Origin of the sequence: Streptomyces sp. SS7, assembly GCF_037993025.1 — a bacterium.
Taxonomy (GTDB): Bacteria; Actinomycetota; Actinomycetes; order Streptomycetales; family Streptomycetaceae; genus Streptomyces.
Window position 1 is genome coordinate 9003622 of sequence record NZ_CP141223.1, and the last position, 23578, is coordinate 9027199.

Consider the following 23578-nt stretch of genomic DNA (forward strand, 5'->3'; position numbering starts at 1 on the left):
GGGACCCCCAGAGCACGCACCGGACACCGCGGGCACCGCACAGGACTTTCGAAACACCCCCTAGCGGCCGCGGGCGATTCCGGGTGATTCCGGGCGGGGACGGCGTGGCGGCCCGTCCGGAATCTTCACGGCCCGCACACCGAACCTTCTGATTGGTTGAGTCAATCAACTGGGCCTACGATGCTGGGCAGTTCGTGCTGGAACGCATCCCCCCACGGAGGCCCCCACCATGTCCCCCACGCATCCCGCGCCCGCCCGGGCGGGGGCCTCCACACCCGCGAGGACGGGGGAGCCCGCCGCCCGGCGGCCGGGTCTCGTCGTCGCGGTGCTCGCCTTCGGCGGGATCGTCGTCTCGCTCATGCAGACGCTGGTCATCCCGATCGTCCCCGAACTGCCCACGCTGCTCGACGCGTCGGCCTCGGACGCGACCTGGGCGGTCACCGCCACCCTGCTCGCCGCCGCCGTCGCCACCCCCGTCATGGGCCGGCTCGGCGACATGTACGGCAAGCGCCGCATGCTGCTGGCCGGCCTGTTCATGCTGGTCGCCGGTTCCGTCACGGCCGCCCTCGGCGACACCCTCGCCCCCGTGATCGTCGGCCGGGCGCTCCAGGGCCTCGCCTCCGGAGTCGTCCCGCTGGGCATCAGCATCATGCGCGACGAACTCCCCACCGAGCGGCTCGCCCCGGCCACCGCGCTGATGAGCGCCTCCCTCGGCGTCGGCGGCGCCCTCGGACTGCCCGCCGCCGCGCTGATCGCGGACCACTTCGACTGGCACGCGCTGTTCTGGACCTCCGCCGCGCTGGGCGTGGTCGCCGCCGTGCTCGTCCCGCTGTGCGTGCCGGAGTCGCCGGTGCGGGCCGGCGGCCGCTTCGACGTCGTGGGCGCCGTCGGCATGGCGGCCGGGCTGGTCTGTCTGCTGCTGGGCATCTCCAAGGGCGCCGACTGGGGCTGGGGCAGTGCCACCACGCTCGCCCTCTTCGGCGCGGCGGCCGTCGTACTCCTCCTGTGGGGCCTGTTCCAACTTCGGGTCCCGGAGCCCCTGGTGGACCTGCGGGCCACCGCCCGCCGTCAGGTGCTGTTGACCAACCTGGCCTCCCTGGCCTTCGGCTTCTCCATGTTCGCGATGTCCCTGGTCCTTCCCCAGCTGATCCAGTTGCCTGAGGCGACGGGCTACGGTCTGGGCAGGTCGCTGCTGACCGCCGGTCTCGTCATGGCCCCCACCGGCCTGGTCATGATGGCCACCGCGCCGCTGTCCGCGCTGGTCTCCTCGGCACGCGGCCCCAAGACGACCCTGATGATCGGCGCCGCGATCGTGGCCGCGGGGTACGGACTGGGCATCGTGCTGATGGACGCCGTGTGGCAGCTCGTGCTGGTCTCCTGCGTCGTCGGAGCCGGCATCGGCTTCGCCTACGGCGCCATGCCCGCGCTCGTCATGGGCGCGGTGGACCCTTCCGAGACGGCCGCCGCGAACAGCCTCAACACGCTGATGCGGTCCATCGGCACCTCCACCGCGAGTGCCGTCGCCGGGGTGATCCTGGCCCGGATGACCACCCCCTTCGGCACCGGCGCCCTGCCGTCCGAGAACGGCTTCAAGGTGGTCATGGCCGTGGGGTCGGGGGCGGCGGCGCTGGCGCTGCTCGTCGCCGCGTTCCTCCCCGGGCAGCGCCGCTCGGCGCGGGAGCCGGACGCGGTGACGGCGGAGCCCGCCGGGCCGGACGAGCGGGCCGTCGGCGCGGCCGTCGCCGTCCCGCTGGCCCGTGCCGTCGCCGAGGTGGTCGCCACGGTGCCGGGCCTCGACGACGGCGAGCCGGGCGTCGGCGCGCACCCCGTGCGCGGACAGGTGAGAGGCGCGGAGGGCACCCCGGTCGCCGGGGCGGCGCTGACCCTGATCTCGCTGGGCGGACGGCAACTGGGCCGCGCGGTCACCGCGGACGACGGCTCCTACACCCTCCAGGCGCCGGGGGAGGGGACGTACGTACTGGTCACCGCTGCGGACGGCCATCAACCGCAGGCGACGACCGTCGTGGCGGGGGCGGCGCCGGTGACGTACGACGTCCTCCTCGTCGGCAGCAGTGGGCTCGCCGGAGCGGTGCGCTCGGCCGAGAGCGGTGCTCCGGTCGCCGAGGCGGTGGTGGTCGTCACCGATGTGCGCGGGGATGTGCTGGCCAGCGTGCGGACCGACGGCTTGGGCGAGTTCGCGGTGGCGGATCTGGTGCCCGGGCCGGTGACCGTCGCCGTCAGCTCGCCCAAGCACCGGCCCCTGGCGCTGCCCGTGGAGATCGGCGGCACCGGCATCACCCGGGTCGACCTCGCACTGCGGTTCGGCGCGCAGGTCCGGGGCACGGTACGCGGCGCGGGCGCCCCGCTCGGCGACGCCCGGGTGACACTGGTGGATGCCGCCGGGAACGTCGTCGCCTCCACGACGACGGGCGGCGACGGCACGTACGCCTTCTGCGATCTGGACGGCGGCCCGTACACGGTGATCGCGACCGGCTACCCGGCCCGTGCGAGCGGGGTCAGTCTCGGCGGCGGTGACGTGGACGACCACGACATCGAACTCGCCCACGCGGGCGAGTAGCCCCGGCGCCGCCTCACGAGCGGACCGGCATCCGCCCCACTCGGGTGCCGGTCCTTCACCGACCGCCGCCAGCACAGCGGTGGCCGCGGTCGCCCCGACCCCGACCCCGACCCCGGCCGTCGGCGTCGGCAGCGGGCACGCGATGACCACCCGCACCGCGCCCTCGACCACGCCCCGGCCGGCGCGGCTCTCCGAGGCGGTCGACGTACCGCTTGCTTCCGCACGGTCCGTCCGGCCTCCCCGGCGGCAGCTCACGGCTGCCGTGGCAGGCGCGATCACCGGGGCGAGGCCGACATCGGCATCGTGCTCGACCAGGCCCCGACGGGCGCGAGCCGGGCGTTCCCGGACACCGATCCGGCCGTCGTCGACCGCGCCGCTACCCGGCGGCGGGCCGGGAGGCGACGGCCCGGACCGTGAAGCGGACCCTGCGCCTGTTCATCCGCGCCTGACCGCCTTCAGCACCACGAACTTCGGGTCCCCGGCCACCAGCCGGCAGTTCCCGAACAGCCGCTTCAGCGTCACGTGGTAGCCCAGATGCCGGTTGCCCACCACCCACAGCTCCCCGCCCGGCCGCAGCACCCGCCGGGCACCCGTGAACATCCGGCGGGCCGTCGCGTCGGTGGTCGCCTGGTGGGAGTGGAACGGCGGATTGTTCAGGACGACGTCCACACTGCCGTCCGGCACCCCGGTCAGCCCGTCCCCGACGCGGAACTCGGCGTGGCCCGGCACCCCGTTGGCCTTGAAGGTCGCCTCCGCAGAGGCCACCGCCTGGAACGACTCGTCGGTGAACAGTACTTCCGTCCGCGGGTCGGCCAGCGCCACCGCCGTCCCCACGATCCCGTTGCCGCAGCCGAGGTCCACGACCCTGTCCCTGCCGTCGGTGCCCGGCAGGTGCCGCAGGAAGAACCTGGTGCCGATGTCCAGCCGATCGGCGCAGAAGACCCCCGCGTGGTTGACGACCGGGCGGCCCGAGAGCGGTCCGAGGCCGTCGGGAAGGTCGTAGAGGTAAGGCCACGGGTTCGCGGGGCGGGACAGCGACGCATCCGGGGTGCAGAAGATCAGCCGCGCCTTCTGCTCGGCCAGCGAGGTCGTGGTCGGGCCGAGGATCCGCTCGAACAGCCTCAGGGTGGAGGTGTGGATCTCCTTGACCATGCCGGTGCCGATCACGACCGTGCCCGGGTGGACGGCGGGCGCGAGCCGCAGCAACTGGTCCTCCAGCAGCGCCAGGCTCTTCGGCACCCTGACGAGGAGCAGGTCGATCCGCTCGGGCACCGGGTCCTGGGTGGTGAGCAGCCGCACCGTGCCGGGCCCTGCACCCGCACGCGCCAGGTTCGCCCGGGTCGCCTCCTGCCCCAGCCAGGAGTCGGTGATCTGCACCGGGTGGTGCGCCGCGAGCGCCGTGACGAGCGCGCCCCAGCGGTCGCCCAGCACCACGACCGTGCCGGTCAGGGGCACGTCCCGCTGCGCGAGATACCGCAGCAGATACGCGTCGGAGGCGTCCCAGGCACGCAGCCGGTCGCGCGGATCCTCGGGGAAGCGGGCCAGGGCGACCTCGCCCCACGGCGTCGTCATACGGTCGTTCATGGTGCCCCAAGGCTAGCCCAGCCGCAGCTCAGGCCCGGTGGCGGTGCGGTGGGGGAGGATGGCCGCATGGACGGCGAGCTGTTTCCCCGGCAGCGGGCCCGGATCGCGCCCGGCGCGGTGCACGTGCCCGACTGGCTCGACGCGGGCCGGCAGGCTGACCTCCTCGAAGCCTGCCGCGACTGGGCGAGACCCCCGGCCGGCCTGCGCACGGTCCGCACGCCCGGCGGCGGCACGATGACCGCCCGCCAGGTCTGTCTGGGCTGGCACTGGTACCCGTACGCCTACGCCCGCACGGTCGTCGACGGGGACGGCACACCGGTGAAGCCGTTCCCGGACTGGCTCGGTGAGCTGGGCCGGCGCGCGGTGGCCGACGCGCTCGGACCCCGGGCGGTGGCCGCTGCGCCGTACGACATCGCGCTGATCAACTTCTACGACGGCGACGCCCGCATGGGACTGCACCGGGACGCCGACGAACGCTCCGACGCGCCCGTGGTGTCCCTGAGCCTCGGCGACACCTGTGTGTTCCGCTTCGGCAACACCGAGACCCGCACCCGGCCCTGGACCGACGTGGAACTGCGCAGCGGCGACCTGTTCGTGTTCGGCGGGGACTCCCGGCTCGCCTACCACGGGGTGCCGCGCGTCCTGCCCGGCACGGCACCGGCGGGGCTGGGCCTGACGGGACGGCTGAACCTCACGCTCCGGGTGAGCGGCTTCCCGCGGACGTCCGGCGTCGGCTGACGAACGGATCATGGGAGACTCCCCCTCATGAGCGGCGACGCGGACCCCCGGCCGGCGGGGGAAGGAACCACCTCCAGGGCGCGGTTGGACCGGGGGCGCGGTGCGCTCGGGCCCGCGTTGGAGCTCGTGCACACCGGGCGGGCGCCCACCCGGTCGGTGCTCACCGCGGAACTCGGCGTCACCCGCGCCACGGCCGGCGCGGTCGCCGCGGAACTGGAGGCGCTCGGGCTGATCCGGGTCGACGCACGGCCCGGTGCCGCCGCCGGTTCCCAGGGCCGGCCCTCGCACCGGCTCGAACTCGCCGAGGAGGGCCCGGTCGCCCTGGCCGCCCAGGTGCACGCCGACGGGTTCCGGGCCGCGCTGGTCGGCCTCGGCGGCCGGATCGTCGCCACCACCCCCAGCTGCGAGACCGTGGACGCCGACCCGGCGAAGGTGCTCGGCGCCGCCATGGACGCCGGTGCCGAACTGCTGCGGCGGACCGGCCGCCGGTGCGTGGGCGCCGGGCTCGCGGTGCCGTCGGCGGTCACCGAACCGGAGGGCCTGGCTCTCAACCCCCTGCACCTGGCCTGGCCGGTGGGGGCGCCGGTGCGGGAGGTCTTCGCCGAACGCGTCCGGGCCGCCGGGATCACCGGCCCCGCCTTCGTCGGCAACGACGTCAACCTCGCCGCCCTCGCCGAACACCGGCACGGGGCCGGCCGCGGCGCCCGCGACCTGCTGTGCGTGGCCACCGGGCACCGGGGCGTCGGCGGCGCGCTCGTCCTCGACGGACGTCTGCACACGGGCAGTTCGGGACTCGCCCTGGAGGTCGGGCACCTCACCGTCAACCCCGAGGGCCGCCCCTGCCACTGCGGCGGCCGCGGCTGCCTCGACGTCGAGGCCGACCCGCTGGCCCTCCTGACGACCGCCGGCCGCGAGCCCGGACCCGAGGGCTCGCTGCTCCACCAGGCCAACGAGCTGCTCCGCGAGGAGTACGGCGACCCGGTCGTCCGCACGGCCGCCGAGGCCCTCATCGACCGGCTCGGCCTCGGACTCGCGGGCCTGGTCAACATCCTCAACCCCGACCGGATCATCCTCGGCGGCCTGCACCGCACCCTCCTCGACGCCGACCCCGACCGGCTGCGTGCCGTCGTCGCCGACCGCAGCCTGTGGGGCCGCAGCGGCGGCGTCCCCATCCTGGCCTGCACCCTCGACCACAACAGCCTGGTCGGAGCGGCCGAGCTGGCCTGGCAGCCGGTGCTCGACGACCCCCTCGGCGCACTGAGCGCGGCCTGAACCGCTCCCGCTCACGTCCGTCGAGACGCCACGGCCGCTTCGTACCCAGCTCGTCCGTCTCACGGGGACCTGCCGGGCCTGATGGGCGTGCGGGGACTTGCCGGGCCTGCGGGGCCTGCTGAGTCCGTCGAGCGCGCCCGGCTGCCGAGCCCTGCGGGGCCTGTCCGGACCTGTCGAGACCGCCGGGCCTGCGGGTCTCGCCGAGTCCGTCGGGACCTGCCGAGTCCGCCGGGCCTTCAAGTCCGCCCGGCTGGCCGAGGGGGTCGGGCCTGCCGAGTCCGTCGAGCGCGCCCGGCTGCCGAGCCCCGCCGCACCTGCCCGGACTTGCCGAGCCCGCCGGGCCTACGGGGGCCTGCGCGTCTCGCCGAGTCCGTTGAGACCTGCTGATGAGTCCGTCGAGCGCTCCCTGCTGCCGGGCCTGCCGGGCCTGCCGGGCCTGCCGGGCCTGCCGGGTCTGCCGGGTCTGCCGAGCCCGACGGGCCAGCCGGGCCCGCCGAGCCCGACGGGCCTTTCGAGCCCGTCGAGCCCGCCCGGCGTGCCGGGCCCCTTCCCGCCTGCCGAGCCCCGCCGGAACTGCCGGGACGTGCCCAGCCCCGCCGAGCCCGCGGGGTCTGCCCAGCCCGCCCGGCCCAGCCCGCCCGGCCCGTCGCGCCCGGCCCGTCGCGCCCGTCGGCCGGTGGCTCCGGGGGGCCGTTCGATGACGGCGGCGATCAAAGGCCGTCCAGCAGCGCTGCGCAGCGGGGCGCACCGCTCACCCGCTCGGACGTCCGCGTCGACGCGGTCCGCCCGGCCGGGGGGTGGTCACCGGGCACCGCCGCACGGTCGCACGGCCGTGGGAGCGTCGCGTCGAAGTAGGTTGACGGCATGAGCCACAAGACCACCGTGAGTGTCCTCGGCACCGGCATCATGGGTGCCGCCATGGCCCGCAACCTCGTCCGCGCCGGACACCCCGTCCGCGCCTGGAACCGCACCCGCGCCAAGGCCGAGCCGCTGGCCGCCGACGGCGTCACCGTCGCCGACACCCCCGCCGAGGCCGTCCGGGACGCGGACGTCGTCCTGACCATGCTCTACGACGGTCCCTCCGCCCTGGAGGTCCTGCGCGAGGCCGCTCCCGCCCTGCGCTCCGGCGCCGCCTGGGTGCAGTCGACCACCGCCGGCATCGCGGCCGTCGGCGACCTGGCCGCCTTCGCCAGGGAGCACGGGCTCGTCTTCTTCGACGCACCGGTGCTGGGCACCCGCCAGCCCGCCGAGGCCGGGCAGCTGACGGTCCTCGCGGCCGGTCCGGTCGCGCACCGGGACGCGGTCGCGTCCGTCTTCGACGCGGTCGGCGCGCGTACCGTCTGGACCGGCGAGGACGGCGGCGCGGGCAGCGCCACCCGGCTGAAGCTGGTCGCCAACAGCTGGGTCCTCGCCGCGACCGCCGCGACCGGCGAGGTGCTCGCCCTCGCTCAGGCGCTCGACGTCGACCCGGCGGCGTTCTTCGGGCTGATCGAGGGCGGCCCGCTGGACATGGGCTATCTGCGGGCCAAGGCCCGGATGATCCTCGACGGGCGGCTCACCCCGCCCCAGTTCGCCGTGGACACCGCGGCCAAGGACGCCCGGCTGATCGTCGAGGCCGGCCGTGCGGGCGGCATCCGCCTCGACGTGGCGGCCGCGAGCGCGGAACGCCTGGAGCGGGCGGCCGCGCAGGGACACGCCGACGAGGACATGGCGGCGGCCTACTTCGCGAGCTTCGACGAGAAGCCGTCCGCCTGAGGCAGCACAGCACCGCCACCGCCACCGTCACCGCGCCGGACGCCGCCGCCCCTCATGAGGCACGTGCGGCGCCCGCGCGCCGCGGCCCGGGCCGTCAGACCCCGGCGGCTCGGCGCGGCCGGGACACCAGCTCGCCGCCGCAGTTGGGGCAGACACCCCCCAGCGCGTCGCCGCACGGCCCGCAGAACGTGCATTCGTAGGAGCAGATCAGCGCCGGCCCGTCGGGCGGCAGAGCAGCCGTCGTACAGCGCTCGCAGCGCTCACGCATCTCCAGGGCCATGACCGTGCCGCTCCTCATCCTCGGGGTCTCTCCGTCACCGGCCATGCTCGCGGACCGTCCGGCGACCGGCAGCGCCCCGGCAGGTCAGGAACCGACATGATCGGGCCACCCGTCCGCTCCGCCGCTCCGTCCGAAGCAGTCCCGCGCCCGGCGCGTACTCCCCGGGAGGTACCCGCACTGCCGCCGCCCGCACGACGACCCGGGCCCCCTCCCAGCGGGATTCTCGAGGCGTCGCAGCACCGGGGAACCCCACCGAGGCCCCCGGCGGGAACCCACCGAGGAGATGACCCGAGATGTACACCCTGGCGAACTGGGACGGCGGCGGCCCCGGCCCCTGGATCCTGTTCCTCCCGCTGATCTGGGCGGCCGTCGTGGCCGGCGTCGTCACCCTGCTGCGTCGCACGGTGTGGCGCGGCCCGTGGCGGCCGGTCGACCGGCCGACCGGCGACTCGCCGCTGGCCGTCCTGGGCCGGCGCTTCGCCTCCGGCGAGATCGACGAGGACGAGTACTGGCGCCGACTGTCCGTCCTGGACGAGCAGTTCGGCCGGAAGGGCGGCGCGCTGTGACCATCGCGACCGCCCTCACGACGGCCGCCCGCGTCACCGACGCCGTCAAGGTGTACGGCGTCGGTGACACCGCCGTACGGGCGCTGGACGGGGTGAGCGTGGCCTTCCCGGCCGGACGCTTCACCGCGATCATGGGCCCGTCGGGCTCGGGCAAGTCCACCCTGATGCACTGCGCGGCGGGCCTGGACACGCTCACCTCCGGCGCTGCCTGGATCGGCGACACCGAGCTGGGCGCCCTCGACGACCGCCGCCTCACCCTGCTGCGCCGTGAACGGGTCGGGTTCGTGTTCCAGTCGTTCAACCTCGTCCCCACCCTGACCGTCGAGGAGAACATCCGGCTGCCGCTGGACCTCGCGGGTGCCACGGGCGAGGCCGAGTGGATCGACGCGCTGGTCGACACCGTCGGTCTGCGTGACCGGCTGCACCACCGGCCCGCGCAGCTCTCCGGCGGACAGCAGCAACGGGTCGCCGTGGCCCGGGCGTTCGCCGGCCGTCCCGACGTCGTCTTCGCCGACGAGCCCACCGGCAACCTCGACTCGCGCACCGGGGGAGAGGTCCTCGGGCTCCTCGCCGGGACCGTGCGCCGCACCGGTCGTACCGTCGTCATGGTCACCCACGACCCGGTGGCCGCCGCCCACGCCGACGAGGTGGTCTTCCTCGCCGACGGACGGCTCGTCGACCGGATGGAAGCCCCCACCGCCGACCGCGTCCTGGACCGCATGAAAGCCTTCGAGGTGCCGTCATGAACGCGTCCGTGCGGCTCGGTCTCACCTCTCTCACGGCTCACGGGAGGCGGTTCGCCGGCACCTTCCTCGCGGTCTTCCTCGGCGTGGCCTTCCTCGCCGGAACGCTCGTCATGGGCGACACCCTGCGCGCGAGCTTCGACTCGATGTTCGGCAGCGCCACCGCCGGCACCGACGCCGTCGTCCGCGGGGCCGACGCCCTCACCACCCCCGGCGAGAGCCAGGGCGCACGGCGGCCGGTGGACACCTCCCTGGTCGCGGCCCTGACGAAGGTGCCGGGGGTGGCGGCCGCCGCCCCGGACATCCAGGGCGCGGGCCAGCTCCTCGGCGCCGACGGCAGGCCGATCGGGGGCCAGGGGCCGCCCACCCTCGCCGGCAACTGGATCGCCGACCCGAAGCTCAATCCGTACCGGCTCGCCGAGGGCCGGGTCCCGGCCCGGTCCGGCGAGGTCGTCGTCAACCGCGGCACCGCCGAGCGGGGCGGACTGAGGATCGGAGACACGACCGTCCTGCGCACCCCCGACCCGGTGCGGGTGACGATCGTCGGGCTCGCCACCTTCGGCGGCGAGGACGGCATGGCCCAGGTGACCTACACCGGAATGACCCGGGCCGACGCCGAGAAGTACCTCACCGCCCGGCCCGGTCAGGCGACGCGCATCGTGGTCCGCGCCGCGTCCGGAGTGAGCCAGGCGGAGCTGGTCCACCGGCTGACTCCCGTGCTTCCCCGGGGCGTCGAGGCCATCACCGGGCAGGAGGCGGCGCGTGAGAACGCCGACATGATCGCCAGCCGGTTCCTCACGGTCTTCACGACCTTCCTGCTGGTCTTCTCCGGAGTCGCCCTGCTCGTCGCGACGTTCTCCATCCACAACACCTTCGCGATCGTCGTCGCCCAACGCACACGGGAGAACGCCCTGTTGCGTGCCCTCGGTGCCTCCCGCCGCCAGGTCACCGCGGCCGGGCTCGCCGAGGCGAGCGCCGTCGGCATGACGGCCTCCGCGGCCGGACTGGCCGGCGGCATCGGGATCGCGGCCGGACTCCAGGCACTGTTCCCGGCCATCGGGTTCCCCTTCCCCGAGGGCGATCTGGTGATCAGTGGCCTGTCGCTGGGCCTCCCCCTCGCGGTCGGCGTCCTGGTCTGCCTGGGCTCCGCCCTGCTGCCCGCCGTGCGCGCCGGACGCACCGCCCCGCTGGCCGCGCTGCGCGAGAGCGCCGTCGACACCTCCGGCGCCTCCCGGCCGCGCGCCGTCCTCGGCGCGTCACTGCTGGCCCTGGCTCTCGCCGCGACGCTGACCGGCGTCCTCGTCTCCCCCTCCGTCCGGACGGCCGGCCTGGGCGCCGTCCTCGCCCTGGTCGCCTTCGTCGTCCTCGGCCCGGTCGCCTCCGGCACGGCGGTACGCGTCCTCGGCAGCCCCCTGGGCCCGCTGCGCGGCGTCACCGGAGCCCTCGCCCGGCGCAACGCCCTGCGCAGTCCGGAGCGGACGGCCGCCACCGCGAGCGCCCTGATGATCGGCGTGGCCGTGGTGTCCCTGTTCACCGTGTTCGGGGCGTCGCTGAAGGCCACGACGGACCAGACCGTCTCCCGGTCCTTCGCGGGCGACGTGGCCGTCAGCACCCCGTCCTTCGGGGCGGGCGGCAGCGGCCTGAGCCCGCGGCTGGCCCCCGCGATCGGCGCGCTCCCCGAGGTCGAAACCGCCGTCGGGCTGGGCCGCGGAGTCGCCGAAGTCGACGGCGAGGGACGTGCGTTGACCGTGACCGACCCGGTGGCCCTGGCCCGTACCTTCGACCTGGGCACCGTACGCGGTGACCTGCGCGCCCTGGGCACCGACGGACTCGCCGTCACCCGCGCGGAGGCGGCACGGCGGGGCCTGCGCGTCGGCGAGCGGGCGCGGCTCGCCTTCACCGACGGACAGCGGCGGACCTTCACCGTCCGAGCGGTCTACGGGCAGTCGGAACTCGTCGGCGACTACGTCATCACCCGCGCCGCCTGGGCCCCGCACCGCACCCAGGACGCCGACACGCTGATCGCCGTCTCCTTCGAGGACGGCGTGAGCACCGCGCAGGGCAGGGCGGCCGTCGAGCAGGTCGCCGCGCGGTACGGCAACCCCGAGGTGCAGACCCGCGACGCGTACGCGGCCTCGTCGGCCGGCGGCATCGACATGATGCTCACCCTCGTCTACGCCCTGCTCGCCCTCGCGGTCCTGATCGCGCTCCTGGGCATCGCCAACACCCTGACGCTGTCGGTCCACGAACGCACCCGCGAACTCGGCCTGCTGCGGGCCGTCGGCCAGACCCGGTCCCAGCTGCGGGCCATGGTCCGCTGGGAGTCGGTCCTGGTCGCCGCCTTCGGCACAGCGGGCGGCCTGGGGCTCGGCACCTTCCTCGGCTGGGTGCTGGTGCGGGCCTCCGACGGGGCGGGCGACAGCGCGTTCGCCTTCGCGCTGCCGCCCGCCCGGCTCGCCGTCGTCGCCCTCGTGGGGCTCGCCGCCGGAGCCCTCGCCGGACTGCGCCCGGCCCGGCGCGCGGCCCGCCTGGACGTGCTGCGGGCCGTCGCCGCCGAATGACCGTACGGGAGGCCCCCGGTGACGGCGGGTCACCGCCCGGTCAGCCGACGACGGCGGACCGGGCGGGAGCGTGGGAGGCACGGTGGACGTCCACCGCGACCACCTCGGGGAACGGGGACACGACCTGCTCCCGGGGCGTACGGCGCGGCGGGCGCGCCGACCGCTCCGGCACCACGGCCGACGCGGGCAGCGTGAACCAGACCACCTTGCCGGACTCCCCGTCGGGCCGGGCGCCCCAGCTCTCGCTCATCGCGGCCACCATGGCGAGCCCGCGCCCGCAGGTGGTGAGGGTCCCGCTCTCCGGGACGTCCGCCGGAACCGGCAGCCGCGGATCGTGGTCGCGGACGGAGACGGTGAGCCGGTCCAGCAGCAGCTCCATCTCCACGACACACGTCTTGTCGGGCCGGGCGTGCAGGTGGACGTTGGTCAACAGCTCCGTCACACCGAGCGCGGCCCGGTCTATGAGGGGATCCAGATGCCAGTAGCGCAACTGCGCCGATACGATTCTGCGGACCTGGCCGATCCGCGACGGCAGGGCTTGGAGCTCCACCGTGCAGTGCCTGCTTGGGTTGCTGATCACGGCTGCGACTCCCCGACTGAGGTCCGGAAGAACACGGAGTTCGGATCGATGGAGCAGAGCTGCTGCGCGAGGCGGCCGCCTGCTGCGGTGGCCGGCGGGCTGGTTCGCAGCGTTATCGCCGGTAAACCCAGAGTGACGTGAGAACAGCGTGACTCAGGGGATCCCGCGGCGCAACTCGCACGGCCCGGGGCTGCTCGGCTGCCTCGCCTCAGCGGGAGTGACCCGCCGCCTTCCGTACGGCCTCGATGAACCGGCGGGCCGCGGGCGGCCCCGGCTCACCCGGCGCGGGGTCGTGCTCGCCGAGGGTCAGCAGGTACCGGTTGCCGTTGAGGTCGGCCAGCGCCCGGTCCTCCGGGGCGAACCAGGGCCGGGAGGCGCGGACCGCCTGCACCGGCGCGCTGTCGATCTCGCTGCCGTAACTGGTGAGCAACTCCAGCCTGCCGCCGCTGATCCGGACCTGCCCGGCCCGGGTGAGCGAACGCAGTCTCTTCCCGATCCGCACGCCCGTCGCCGTGAACTCCGGCTCCGCCATGCCTTCCCGCCCCCTTGCGGTCGTCCTCGCGTGAGTGAACTCGTCGCCTCCGTGATCCAGTGTGCGCCCCCGTCCGGGACCCGCGCCGCGCCCAGGGGCGTACGCCCTGACCGGGAGCCGCGCCCCGCCGGGTGCAGTCTGCCCGCGCCCGGCGTCGAGCACCAGTGCGTACGCCCCGCCGACCTCGCCCTTCAGGAGCACTCGCGTGAATGCGCCCCCCTGTGCGCCCGCACTGCCGTCCCAGGCCGCCTTTGAGGTTCCCAAAGGGGTGTTTATGCAGGTGAGAAGCGGTACGGAAGGTGCCTATGATCGGTGTGCCGGCCGCCTCGGGCGCCCGTCGGCGCGATGCGTGTAAGGAGCTCCTGCCGTGACCACCCCCCAGCAGACCAGGACCGGCGCCACCCTCGACGTCGACCACAGCGACGCCTTCTACCGCGACTGGCTGAAAGAGGCCGTCCGAAAGGTGCAGGCCGACGCCCAGCGCTCGGCCGACACCCATCTCCTCCACTTCCCCCTCCCTGCCGACTGGGGCGTCGACCTGTACCTCAAGGACGAGTCCACCCACCCCACCGGCAGCCTCAAACACCGCCTCGCCCGCTCGCTGTTCCTGTACGGCCTGTGCAATGGCTGGATCCGGCCGGACCGCCCGGTGATCGAGGCGTCCAGCGGCTCCACCGCCGTCTCCGAGGCGTACTTCGCCAAGCTCATCGGCGTGCCCTTCATCGCCGTCATGCCCCGCACCACGAGCGCCGAGAAGATCCGCCTCATCGAGTTCCACGGCGGCGGCTGCCACTTCGTCGACGACCCGCGCACCATGTACGAGGAGTCGGCCCGCCTCGCGGCGGACACCGGCGGCCACTACATGGACCAGTTCACCTACGCCGAGCGGGCCACCGACTGGCGGGGGAACAACAACATCGCCGAATCCGTCTTCCGCCAGCTGGAGTCGGAGCGGTTTCCCGAACCGGCCTGGATCGTCGCCACGGCCGGCACCGGCGGCACCTCCGCGACCATCGCCCGGTACGTCCACTACACCCAGCGCGACACCCGCATCTGCGTCGCCGACCCCGAGAACTCCTGCTTCTTCGAGGGCTGGACCACCGGCGACCCGGACGTCACCTACGACTGCGGCTCCCGCATCGAGGGCATCGGGCGGCCCCGGATGGAGCCGAGCTTCGTCCCGGGTGCCATCGACCGCATGATGAAGGTCCCGGACGCGGCCAGCGTCGCCGCCGTACGGGCGCTGGAGCAGGTCATCGGCCGCAAGGCGGGCGGCTCCACGGGCACCGGACTGTGGAGCGCGCTCAAGATCGTCGCCGAGATGGTCGCCGACGGCCGGCGCGGCAGTGTGGTCACCCTGCTGTGCGACCCCGGCGACCGCTACCTCGACAAGTACTACTCCGACACCTGGCTGGCGGCACAAGGTCTGGACATCGCGCCCTACACGGCGGCCATCGAGTCGCTCCTGGCGACCGGCGTCTGGCCGGAATGAGCCGGGTCCGCCGCGCTACGAACCCGCCGCGAGCCGCCGTTCCAGCCGGCCCATCGCATCCCGGAACGACAGCCCGAGCCCCGGGCCCGCCAGCCGCAGCGCACCCCGCACCGGCACGGGCCCGTCCGCGGCGAACGTCCACCGCACCCGGGTCCCCGCCCCGGCCGGCGCCAGCCGCCACTCCTCGACCAGCGCCCGCACCCCCGGCGCGTTGGTGAGGTCCACCCGGTAGGCGTACAGCTCGGGCTCCTTCGCCGCGAGGACCGTCTCCCTGAACCGCGTGCCACCCCACAGCCGTACGTCCCGTCCGGCCCCCTCGTCCAGCGGCTCGACCGAGGAGACCGCCGGGAACCACGCGGCCCAGCCGGAGACGTCCGAGGCCAGCGCATGGAAGACCCGTTCCGGCGCGACGGACAGGTCACGGGTGAAGCCCAGCCGGACGGGAGCGGCCCCGACGAAGTCGAGGCCCTCGGGACGCAGACGACGGACCATGGCGACACGGACCCCCTCGGTCGACGGAGCCGCCACCCTAGCCGTCACCCCGTCAGATGTCTTCCCCCGCGCCGTTCTCACCGGCGACCACCAGCCGCCGCAGATGCTCGGAGATCTCCGCGCGTGCCGCGCCCGGCAGCCCGCCGTCCGTGACCAGGGTGTCGACCTGCTCCAGGGCCGCGAACGAACTCAGCCCCACCACGCCCCACTTGGTGTGGTCGGCGACCACCACGACCCGGCGCGCCGAGTGCACCAGGCGCCGGTTGGTCTCGGCCTCCGCCAGGTTCGGCGTGGACAGCCCCGCCTCGGTGGATATCCCGTGCACCCCGAGGAACAGCAGATCGAAGTGGAGCGCCGCGATGGCCTGGTCCGCCACCGGCCCCACCAGCGAGTCGGACGGCGTGCGCACCCCACCGGTCAGCACCACCGTCGCCGCGCCCTGCCGGGGGCCCGAGGTGCGCTGCGCCACGTGGAAGACGTCGGCCACCCGCACCGAGTTCGTCACCACGGTCAGGTCCGGCACCTCGAGCAGCTGGTGGGCCAGCGCATAGGTCGTCGTACCGCCCGACAGCGCGATCGCGCTCCCCGGCGCGACCAGCTCCGCGGCGGCCCGCGCGATGTCCTCCTTGGCGGTCAGCTCCAGCCCCGACTTCGCCTCGAAGCCGGGCTCGTGCGTGCTCGCCTCCACCACCGGGACCGCCCCGCCGTGCACCTTCTCCAGCACACCCTGCCGGGCCAGCGCGTCCAGGTCGCGGCGGACCGTCATGTCCGACACGCCGAGCTTGCGGGTCAGCTCGTTGACACGGACGCCGCCCCGGCGGCGCACCTCGTCCAGGATGAGGGAGCGGCGCTGCTCCGCGAGGAGGTTCTGATTCTCGCTCACGTACGCTCCGGTCCTTTCCTCGACGGTTCGACAGGCCCGCTCACCTGCTGCGACGAGAGGATTCTCACCGGTCCCGGGTGCGCGGGCGTCCCATCCTCGCACGACAGGACCCCGACCGTGCCAGCACCCCGACGTGTGCATGCCAGCCAGGGCGGTGAAGTTCCCGTGTCGCTCGGATCGGGGACATTCGGTGTACCGGGGTGTGGACGCCCTCCGGAGCGGAGATCCTGTGCCCGCACGAACACAGGAAAGCGGCGTGTCAGGGGGGAGTGCGAACGGTGGAAGGCGCCTCGACGGGCAGAGCGGCCCTGGAACTCCTGGTCCACGGCGTGGGCGGCGCCACGCCCGAGAAGATGCTGAACGATCCGCGCACGGTGCGGATCACCGGCGACGAGACGGCGGCGGTCTACCGCCGCGCCGAGGACGCCGACGCGGACGCCCCCGCGGCCGACGCCAACGCGCCCTCCGGCGGACCCGACGGGCGGCCGGTCCCGGAGGCGTACGTCTGGTCCAACCTGACCTCCGGCAACGGCACCCGTGCGCTGTGGCTGTTACTGCTGCCGTTCATGGTGGTCAACCTCGCCCACTGGATGCGCCCCGCGGCCCGCGAGGGCACCCGCGCGGTCCGCCTCTACGGCCTGCTCGTCCGGCTCGCCGGCCTCAGCCTGACGGTCCTCCTCGTCGCCGCCGCCTGCGAGGTCGCCCTCGACCTCACCGCCTGGCAGTGCGCCGGCACCGGCGCGTGCGCCGCCCGCCACTCCTGGCTGGGCTTTCTGTCCCCCGGCGGCCCGCACGGCGGCTGGTGGAGCACGCCGGGCCGCCGCCTCGCCCTCGCGGCCCTCGTCCCGACCGCCCTGACCGGCCTCCTGTGGTACCTCTCCCACCGCACCTGGCGGGCGTACGAATCCCAGGAACCGCTCGACCGCGTTCCCGAGCCGGAGCACGGCCCCGTCCACACGGCGCTGAGCCGCCCCGGCTTCTGGTACGGCCGCCGTCTCGTCGCCCGACTGCGCGCCGCGCACACGGCGGCGGGGCTGCTCACGGTGGCCGCGGCCGTCGGCACGGCCGCGGCCCGCGAGGACCACCGGCCCGGCGGCCCCGCCGTCCTGGACGCGCTCGGCCGACTGCTGGAGGTGTCCCTGGCTGCCGGAGCGCTCGCCGTGGTCTGGGTGGTCTGCCGGCGCGGCCGCAGCGAGAACCGCCTCGACCGCACCCTCGACGCCCACCTCGTGCACCGCCTCCCCCTCACCGCCCTCGCCCTCCTCGCCCTCACCCTGCTCTACGCCGCCTGGAGCCGCCCGCACTGGCACTCCTCCGGCCGCCTGGCCGGTGACACGGCCTTCGGCGCCCTCACCCTGGCCCAGGGCACCCTCGTCCTCACCCTGGCCGCCGTCGCCCGCGCCCTGCACCGGGGCCGGCCGGACCGCACGGGCCAGGGAAGGGGCGCCGCGGTCGCGGTACCTCCCCGGGCTCCCCAGGCAGAGGCCGCCGGTGAATCCGCCCCGCCGGACCCGACGGGTACGGCCGCCGCGGCCCGGCCGGGGGACGGTCAGCGGTCCGCGCTGCGGGGGCTGGGCGGGCCCGCCGTCGTGATGCTGGCCTGTGCGCTGGGCGGGGTGATGTCCGGCGGGGTGGCACAGCGGGTCGCGGACTGGCTGGACGGGACCGGGACCTCGATCGACGGTCCGCCGGTGCTGCTGACCTGGCAGGCGTCCGTGATCCCCGTGCTGCTCGCCGTCCTGGCGGTGCTGTGCGCCCTGCTCGGGCGGCGGACCTGGCAGCTCACCCGGGCCGAGCGGGCCGCGGTGGTCCGGGAGTACCGGGCCGACCCCGGCGACCCGGCCCGCACCCGCCGCATCGCCCGCACCCGTTCGATGGCCGCGCTCACCGACCGCGGGCCCCTCCTCGTCGCCGTGACCGCCACCTCGACCCTGCTCCTCGGCGCGGGCGCCCTCGTCGGGGCCTCCGTGAGCGGTGAGACCCCGGTCCGGGCCACGGCGGCGGCGGGCCCCCTCGTCCACGGCGCCGCCCAGGCGGCCCAGGCGCTCGGCTCCTGGCTGATCGGCTTCGGCTGCCTCCTGTTCGTCACCTGGGGGCGGCGCGCCTACAAGGACGCCGCCGCACGGCGCACCATCGGCATCCTGTGGGACGTGGGCACCTTCTGGCCGCGCGCCGCCCACCCCTTCGCGCCGCCCTGCTACGCCGAGCGCGCGGTGCCCGACCTCACCTGGCGGATGACCGGCTGGACCCGCGCGACCGGCGGCCGGCTCGTCATCTCCGGGCACTCCCAGGGCAGCGTCCTCGCCGCGGCCGCCGCCTGGCAGCTGAAACCGTCCGACCGCAGACGGGTCGCCCTGCTGACCTACGGCTCCCCGATCGAGCGCCTCTACGGCCGCTGGTTCCCGGCCCACTTCGGCCCGGCCGCGCTCGCCGCCCTGCACCGGGACATCGACTGCTGGCGCAACCTGTACCGGCTCACCGACCCCATCGGCGGCCCGGTACGGCTGACCGGCGACGACTGCGGCCCCGAGGTGGACCGCGCGCCCCTCGCGGACCCCCTGGCGTACGGCCGCACCGCCGAGCACCCGCTGCCCGCGCCCGTCCTCGGCCACTCCGACTACCAGGCGGACCCGGCCTTCGCCGAGGAGCGCGCCCGCCTGCTGGCCCGGCTGAGCCCGGAACTGCCCGGGCAGCGCGCCTGAGAGCCCGGGTCAGGGCAGCTCGGGCAGGTCCTCCACGAACAGCAGGGTCAGGTCGTCCGTGCTCGGCTCGGCGAGCTGGGCGACCCGGCTCGCGTGCCGCTCCACCATCGCCTCGAACGTCTGGCGGGCCGTACGCCCGTTGCCGAAGGCGGCGCCCTTGGGGATCTCGGTGAAGTACTTCAGCAGGGCCTCGGCGCTGCCCGGCGCCAGCCGGTACTCATGCTCCTCCGCCTGCTGCTCCACGATCCGCAGCAGCTCGTCCGGGCCGTAGTCGCCGAAGGTGATGGTCCGTGAGAACCGGGACGCCACCCCCGGGTTGACCGTCAGGAACCGCTCCATCTCGGCCGTGTAGCCCGCCACGATCACCACCACGGAGTCCCGGTGGTCCTCCATCAGCTTCACGAGCGTGTCGATGGCCTCCTTGCCGAAGTCCCGGCCCGCGTCCTCCGGCGAGAGCGCGTACGCCTCGTCGATGAACAGCACCCCGCCGTGCGCCCGCTGGAACGCCTCCTGCGTACGGATGGCGGTGGAGCCGATGTGCTCGCCGACGAGGTCGACCCGGGACACCTCGACGAGATGGCCCTTCTCCAGCACCTCCAGGGCCGCGAGGATCTCGCCGTACAGGCGCGCGACCGTCGTCTTGCCGGTGCCGGGGGAGCCCGTGAACACCAGGTGGCGCTTGACCGAGGCGGCCTTCAGGCCCGCCCGCTGCCGACGCCGGCCCACCTCGATCATGTCCGTCAGCGCCCGCACCTCGCGCTTGACACTCTCCAGGCCCACCAGTGCGTCGAGCTCGCCCAGCACGTCCAGGGAGGTCCGCACCGGCACCTCCGTCCCGGCCTCGGCCGACGCCGCCAGCGGCTCCGGCACGGTCACCCGCTGCTCGGGGATCGGACCGAGCAGACCCACCGCGGCGGAGGTCGTCTGCACGGCCGTCTCCCGGCTCGCCGCGGTCCGCAGCCCGGCGCTCTCGTCGCTGGTGCAGTCCTCGACCACGGCTCCCGCACCGGGCGCCCCGTCGGCCCCGGTCTCCGCGAACTCGTACCCCCCGCGCGCGCAGCGCTCCGTACGGCATCTGCGCAGGGTCGCCCGGCAGCCGTCTATCACATGGAAGCCGTAGCCCCCGCTGTCGGTGACCCGGCAGTTCAGGAAGCTGCCCCGGCCCCCGGCGGAGACGTAGAAGCCGGCCTCGGCGGGGGAGGTGACCGTGCAGCGCTCCACCGTGGGGTCGGCGCCCTTGGTGACGATCACCCCGGTCTGGACGCCGTCCACCGTGCAGTTGTTGAGGGTGCCGCCGCTGCCGTGGTCGCGGAACCAGGCGCCGGTCGCGGCCTCCCGGATCCGGCAGTCGTCGAGCTGGGCCGTCGCTCCGTCGCTCACCGACACGGCCGTGTTGCGCACCTGCGCCAGATCGCTGTCGATGACGTCCGCGCGCGAACCGCGGTCGAGGACGAACAGCGCGTCCGGCACGTCGTGCACCCGGCAGGAGTCGAGGACGGCGGTCGCGCCGTCGCTGACCCAGACGGCCGGGTAGTCGCCGGTGCTGTCGAAGATCTCGCACTGGTTGGCGTCGACCCGGGTGCCCGGGTCCCACACCGACAGTCCGTTGCGGCCGAACTGACGCACCGTCGTGCGGGTCAGCGTCAGCACGGAGCGCGACCTGAGGTCGATCGCGTTCTCCGGGATGTCGTGGATCCGGCAGTCGGCCAGCGTCAGCACCGCGTCCGTGTCGAGCGTGACGCCGTCGGCGGTGGTGCGGTGCACGGCGCAGTCGGTGAGGTGCGCGGTGGCCCGGGCGGTGACCTGCACCCCGCTGCCCCGGACCTCGTAGATCTCGCAACCCACCGCTTCCAGACCGGAGTTGTCCCCGGTGACACTCACACCGGTACCGGAGGCGTGATGAATCCGGGAGCGCTCGAGACGGGGGTGCGCGCCCCCGCGGACCAGGACGCCCGCCTGCCCGGCCGCGACGACCTCGCACTCCTCGAAGACGCCGCCGCCGCCGTCGACCACGGCGATCCCGATGCCGGCCGGGTTGTCGACCGTGCACCGGCGCACCGTGGGACGGGCGTTGCCGCGTACCTCGATGCCGGCGGCGGACCGCGTGACGATCCGCACGTCGAGCAGCTCCGGCGTGCCCTCCTCGACGAGGACCGCGGGGGCGGCCGCGTCCTGGCCCTCCACGTGCAGGTCCTGTACCACCGCCGACGCGCACAGGGTCAGCGGCACCCCGTCGACGGGTGCGATCCGTACGGAGCCGGGCGAGCCCTCGGGGCCGCGCAGGGTCACCGACCGCTGCACGACGAGGTTCTCCCGGTAGGTTCCGGGAGCGATGGTGAGGACGTCGCCCTCGGCCGCGGCCTCCAGGGCGGCGGCGAGCGATGCGTACTCACCCGTGCGGCGGCGCCACCTCGATGTGCCGGTGTGCGTCACCTGGACCGTGCCCTGTGCCATGGCGTTGCTGTGCCCCCACCTCGTCGTACGCGGGTTTGATGCCGAATCATGCATCATCCGGCCGGACCACCGTAGCGTGCGCGCGGGCGGTGGGTTGACCACTGACCGAACGGCGTCAGCTACCGGTACCTGTACGGCCCCAGTCCGGGCCCGCGCGGTCCCACTCCTGGTCCCAGCGGGCGTACCGGCGGCGGACCATGCGCCAGAGGATCAGCCGTCTGCCGCCCTCCACCGCGCCGGCGGTCAGCAGGGACGCGCCGAATCCGGCCAGCACCGCGTGTGTCGTCGCGGTGGCGGAGTCCAGCGGCCGGGCCACGAGGGTGCCGTGCGTGTCCGTCCATATCCCGAAGTGGTCGCCCCGGTGCGGGGTCTTCAGGGCGGCCAGCACGGTGCCGTGCCGGTGGGTGCCGTCCGGGGCGGTCCAGTCGGCGAGGACCCGGCTGCGTGCCTCCCGTCCGGAAGCGGCCTCGGGATCGGCCTCCAGTGGCGAGGAGCCCTCCCTGCGCACCACCGTGGCCGTGATCTCGTGCCTGCCCTGGCGCTGCTCTCGGACCGCCTGTTGCAGGGAGTCCTGGGCGACCGCGCCGATCAGGGAGCCCACGACGGGCGCCACGAGCAGGACCAGCAGCAGCGCCGACAGCGCCAGCCAGGCCTCGACCAGATCCGTCCCGCGGCACAGCGGATTGTGCCGCCAGCGCCAGATCCCACCGATCGCTCGCACCGTCCGCACCCCCTTCCCGCTCCGTGATGACCCCCGCCGGAGCCGTCCACGTGGGGACCCGGGCGGAGAGAGAGCGAAATCACCCACGCCCGGGACCTCTCATGGACTTCTCACGAAAGCCCAACGCGTCGGCACCCGGTGGAGGTTCCCGCGGTCGAGGCGGTGCGGAACGCGGCCGGATTCAGCCGGTCACCCGGACCGGGTCGCCGATCCGGACCGTGCCACGGCCGAGCGGGACCAGGTTCTGCCCGAAGACGAGCTTGCCGTCGATCCGGCGGTGCCGGCCGAGGGAGTGCAGGGGTTCCCGGCCGCGCCCGGCGGTGCTCTGGTCGGTGGTGGTGACGACACACCGTCCGCAGAATTTGGCGACCCGGAAGGCGACCTCGCCGATCTCGACCCGTGACCAGCCGTCCTCGGCCCAGGGGGCGGTGCCCGACACGACCAGGTTCGGCCGGAAACGGTTCATCGGCAGCGGGCCCTCGGCGGCGTGGTCGCCCTCGGCGATCAGCGTGTTGAGGGCGTCGAGCGAGGCGGCCGTGGTGAGGAGCAGCGGATAGCCGTCGGCGAAGCCGACGGTCTCGCCGGGCCACGCGTACGCGGGATCGACGGGCCGACCGGTCGCGGGATCGTCCATGTGGACCAGGCGGACGCCGACGCCGAGATACGCGCTGCACCAGGCATGCGCCTCGGCGTCGGCGAGGACCCCCTCCACCTTGTCCCGGAAGATCTCCAGCGTGACCCGGTCCATCGGCTCGGGCACCGCCACGGTCAGTGGCTCCAGGCCGGGCGCGGACAGCCGGACGCCGCCGCCGGGCACGAGTGCGGCGACGACCGTGGCCAGGCGCGGCTGCTGACGTTGCGTGACGACCTTTCCCCCGTCGTCGATCAGCGCCCAGCGTCGGTCTCCGGCCAGCCCCCAGGGCTCCACGACGGCCTCCCGGGGCGCCTGGCCCCGGCATGCCTTGACCGGATAACGATGGATGGACAGCAGGTGCGCGTTCCGCATGAGGTCATCCTGCCGGGCGGGCGGGGCGACCCCGGGGCGGATCAGTAGCCGCGGTACTGCTGGTTGTTGTACGGGTCCTGGTACTGCGGCGCGGCCGGCCGGGGAGCGGCGGGGCGCATGGCCTCGTAGCCCATCCCGGGCGCGGCCGGGATGGGCTGCTGGGCCATCTGCGGCATCTGCGGACCCGGGTAGCCACGGGGCGCGGCGGCCTGCGGCGGGATGTACGCCGCGGGCGCCTGCTGCAGCGGCGAGGGCTGCTGCGCCTGCGGGTAGCCGTACGACGCCTGCGACGGGCCCGCCGGGAGGGCGGGCAGTGCCGACGGCAGCGCGGGCAGGTTGCTGCTGCTCGGCGTGTCGTAGGCGGCGGGGACCCGGATCGGGGCGATCTGCGGGGTGCCTCGCTCGGCCACGAGCGAGTCGTAGATCGGGGTGTCCGGGAAGGCGGAGTAGTAGCCGCCATAGGTGGAGCGGGGGGAGGTCATGGCCATAAGTTAAGCCCACGATGTGCTGGTTGGGGAGACCGATAAGAGGGTTGATTTCCGTGTCGGCAGTGCCCTCGGAGCCCCAATGCGAGCGAACATGGGAAAAAGGGGCGCCAGGTGCGCCCCTGATCGTGTAAAAGCCGAGTTCCGGGCGGGT

19 protein-coding genes are annotated in these 23578 nt (G+C 74.6%); 9 read left to right on the forward strand and 10 right to left on the reverse strand.

Annotated elements, in window-relative coordinates:
* The first annotated feature begins 229 nt into the window (after nucleotides 1-229).
* Nucleotides 230-2578 carry an MFS transporter gene (locus U5640_RS40580; RefSeq protein ID WP_340384230.1) on the forward strand — a complete coding sequence of 783 codons (2349 nt, stop codon included), beginning with the start codon at nucleotides 230-232 and terminating at the stop codon, nucleotides 2576-2578.
* A 435-nt stretch (nucleotides 2579-3013) separates the two neighbouring features.
* On the opposite strand, the gene U5640_RS40585 is transcribed toward U5640_RS40580, so the two are convergent.
* The gene (locus U5640_RS40585) at nucleotides 3014-4150 is read right to left on the reverse strand and encodes a methyltransferase (protein ID WP_340385622.1); all 1137 of its coding nucleotides are present in this window, start codon (nucleotides 4148-4150) and stop codon (nucleotides 3014-3016) included.
* A gap of 78 nt (nucleotides 4151-4228) precedes the next feature.
* Between U5640_RS40585 and U5640_RS40590 the strand changes: the two genes are divergently transcribed.
* The 3 genes from U5640_RS40590 to U5640_RS40600 all read left to right on the forward strand — a co-directional run bounded on the left by U5640_RS40590 (nucleotide 4229) and on the right by U5640_RS40600 (nucleotide 7927).
* Entirely contained in the window at nucleotides 4229-4900 is a 672-nt protein-coding gene (locus tag U5640_RS40590) for an alpha-ketoglutarate-dependent dioxygenase AlkB (RefSeq protein ID WP_340384231.1), read from the forward strand.
* Nucleotides 4901-4927: 27 nt separating this feature from the next.
* Nucleotides 4928-6172, forward strand: coding sequence for an ROK family protein (locus U5640_RS40595; protein ID WP_340384232.1), 1245 nt, complete (start codon nucleotides 4928-4930; stop codon nucleotides 6170-6172).
* A gap of 864 nt (nucleotides 6173-7036) precedes the next feature.
* Nucleotides 7037-7927 (forward strand): NAD(P)-dependent oxidoreductase, encoded by an 891-nt coding sequence (locus tag U5640_RS40600; protein WP_340384233.1) that lies wholly within the window; start codon nucleotides 7037-7039, stop codon nucleotides 7925-7927.
* 94 nt (nucleotides 7928-8021) lie between these two features.
* On the opposite strand, the gene U5640_RS40605 is transcribed toward U5640_RS40600, so the two are convergent.
* Nucleotides 8022-8207 carry a DUF1272 domain-containing protein gene (locus U5640_RS40605; RefSeq protein ID WP_340385623.1) on the reverse strand — a complete coding sequence of 62 codons (186 nt, stop codon included), beginning with the start codon at nucleotides 8205-8207 and terminating at the stop codon, nucleotides 8022-8024.
* 293 nt (nucleotides 8208-8500) lie between these two features.
* On the opposite strand from U5640_RS40605, the gene U5640_RS40610 reads away from it, so the two are divergent.
* The 3 genes from U5640_RS40610 to U5640_RS40620 are packed head-to-tail and all read left to right on the forward strand — an operon-like array spanning nucleotide 8501 to nucleotide 12077.
* A complete protein-coding gene (locus U5640_RS40610; protein ID WP_340384234.1) occupies nucleotides 8501-8773 on the forward strand; it encodes an SHOCT domain-containing protein in 273 nt (90 codons plus the stop codon).
* Entirely contained in the window at nucleotides 8770-9519 is a 750-nt protein-coding gene (locus U5640_RS40615; protein ID WP_340384235.1) for an ABC transporter ATP-binding protein, read from the forward strand. Before U5640_RS40610 ends, U5640_RS40615 begins: the two co-directional genes overlap by 4 nt.
* Nucleotides 9516-12077: an FtsX-like permease family protein gene (locus tag U5640_RS40620; protein WP_340384236.1), complete on the forward strand. Its 2562-nt coding sequence runs from the start codon at nucleotides 9516-9518 to the stop codon at nucleotides 12075-12077. Before U5640_RS40615 ends, U5640_RS40620 begins: the two co-directional genes overlap by 4 nt.
* Nucleotides 12078-12117: 40 nt before the next feature.
* Here the strand turns inward: U5640_RS40620 and U5640_RS40625 are convergent, their stop codons facing one another.
* Nucleotides 12118-12657, reverse strand: coding sequence for an ATP-binding protein (locus U5640_RS40625; RefSeq protein WP_340384237.1), 540 nt, complete (start codon nucleotides 12655-12657; stop codon nucleotides 12118-12120).
* A gap of 208 nt (nucleotides 12658-12865) precedes the next feature.
* Nucleotides 12866-13189, reverse strand: coding sequence for a hypothetical protein (locus tag U5640_RS40630; RefSeq protein WP_055634135.1), 324 nt, complete (start codon nucleotides 13187-13189; stop codon nucleotides 12866-12868).
* A 367-nt stretch (nucleotides 13190-13556) separates the two neighbouring features.
* Between U5640_RS40630 and U5640_RS40635 the strand changes: the two genes are divergently transcribed.
* Nucleotides 13557-14681 (forward strand): PLP-dependent cysteine synthase family protein, encoded by a 1125-nt coding sequence (locus U5640_RS40635; RefSeq protein WP_340384238.1) that lies wholly within the window; start codon nucleotides 13557-13559, stop codon nucleotides 14679-14681.
* Between the two features lie 15 nt (nucleotides 14682-14696).
* Here U5640_RS40635 and U5640_RS40640 read toward each other — a convergent pair whose 3' ends face one another.
* On the reverse strand, nucleotides 14697-15173 hold the full coding sequence (locus tag U5640_RS40640) for an SRPBCC family protein (protein WP_340384239.1): 477 nt from the start codon (nucleotides 15171-15173) through the stop codon (nucleotides 14697-14699).
* Between the two features lie 52 nt (nucleotides 15174-15225).
* On the reverse strand, nucleotides 15226-16056 hold the full coding sequence (locus tag U5640_RS40645; RefSeq protein WP_067256867.1) for a DeoR/GlpR family DNA-binding transcription regulator: 831 nt from the start codon (nucleotides 16054-16056) through the stop codon (nucleotides 15226-15228).
* Nucleotides 16057-16409: 353 nt separating this feature from the next.
* Here U5640_RS40645 and U5640_RS40650 point away from each other — a divergent pair, with 353 nt between their 5' ends.
* Nucleotides 16410-18758, forward strand: a complete 2349-nt coding sequence (locus tag U5640_RS40650; protein WP_340385624.1) for a hypothetical protein — start codon at nucleotides 16410-16412, stop codon at nucleotides 18756-18758.
* A gap of 9 nt (nucleotides 18759-18767) precedes the next feature.
* Here the strand turns inward: U5640_RS40650 and U5640_RS40655 are convergent, their stop codons facing one another.
* The 4 genes from U5640_RS40655 to U5640_RS40670 form a co-directional block, all read right to left on the reverse strand.
* The gene (locus U5640_RS40655) at nucleotides 18768-21212 is read right to left on the reverse strand and encodes a right-handed parallel beta-helix repeat-containing protein (protein ID WP_340384240.1); all 2445 of its coding nucleotides are present in this window, start codon (nucleotides 21210-21212) and stop codon (nucleotides 18768-18770) included.
* 115 nt (nucleotides 21213-21327) lie between these two features.
* Nucleotides 21328-21933, reverse strand: a complete 606-nt coding sequence (locus tag U5640_RS40660; RefSeq protein WP_340384241.1) for a hypothetical protein — start codon at nucleotides 21931-21933, stop codon at nucleotides 21328-21330.
* 181 nt (nucleotides 21934-22114) lie between these two features.
* Nucleotides 22115-22939, reverse strand: a complete 825-nt coding sequence (locus U5640_RS40665) for an MOSC N-terminal beta barrel domain-containing protein (protein WP_340384242.1) — start codon at nucleotides 22937-22939, stop codon at nucleotides 22115-22117.
* 41 nt (nucleotides 22940-22980) lie between these two features.
* Nucleotides 22981-23421 carry a DUF6643 family protein gene (locus U5640_RS40670; RefSeq protein WP_340384243.1) on the reverse strand — a complete coding sequence of 147 codons (441 nt, stop codon included), beginning with the start codon at nucleotides 23419-23421 and terminating at the stop codon, nucleotides 22981-22983.
* Between the last annotated feature and the right edge of the window lie 157 nt (nucleotides 23422-23578).

Coding starts and splice junctions, on each gene's coding strand:
- U5640_RS40670 (WP_340384243.1), bottom strand. CDS start 23,421: ATGACCTCCCCCCGCTCCACCTATGGCGGCTACTACTCCGCCTTCCCG.
- U5640_RS40580 (WP_340384230.1), top strand. CDS start 230: ATGTCCCCCACGCATCCCGCGCCCGCCCGGGCGGGGGCCTCCACACCC.
- U5640_RS40610 (WP_340384234.1), top strand. CDS start 8,501: ATGTACACCCTGGCGAACTGGGACGGCGGCGGCCCCGGCCCCTGGATC.
- U5640_RS40640 (WP_340384239.1), bottom strand. CDS start 15,173: ATGGTCCGTCGTCTGCGTCCCGAGGGCCTCGACTTCGTCGGGGCCGCT.
- U5640_RS40665 (WP_340384242.1), bottom strand. CDS start 22,939: ATGCGGAACGCGCACCTGCTGTCCATCCATCGTTATCCGGTCAAGGCA.
- U5640_RS40600 (WP_340384233.1), top strand. CDS start 7,037: ATGAGCCACAAGACCACCGTGAGTGTCCTCGGCACCGGCATCATGGGT.
- U5640_RS40605 (WP_340385623.1), bottom strand. CDS start 8,207: ATGGCCCTGGAGATGCGTGAGCGCTGCGAGCGCTGTACGACGGCTGCT.
- U5640_RS40630 (WP_055634135.1), bottom strand. CDS start 13,189: ATGGCGGAGCCGGAGTTCACGGCGACGGGCGTGCGGATCGGGAAGAGA.
- U5640_RS40650 (WP_340385624.1), top strand. CDS start 16,410: ATGCTGAACGATCCGCGCACGGTGCGGATCACCGGCGACGAGACGGCG.
- U5640_RS40655 (WP_340384240.1), bottom strand. CDS start 21,212: ATGGCACAGGGCACGGTCCAGGTGACGCACACCGGCACATCGAGGTGG.
- U5640_RS40590 (WP_340384231.1), top strand. CDS start 4,229: ATGGACGGCGAGCTGTTTCCCCGGCAGCGGGCCCGGATCGCGCCCGGC.
- U5640_RS40595 (WP_340384232.1), top strand. CDS start 4,928: ATGAGCGGCGACGCGGACCCCCGGCCGGCGGGGGAAGGAACCACCTCC.
- U5640_RS40620 (WP_340384236.1), top strand. CDS start 9,516: ATGAACGCGTCCGTGCGGCTCGGTCTCACCTCTCTCACGGCTCACGGG.
- U5640_RS40585 (WP_340385622.1), bottom strand. CDS start 4,150: ATGACGACGCCGTGGGGCGAGGTCGCCCTGGCCCGCTTCCCCGAGGAT.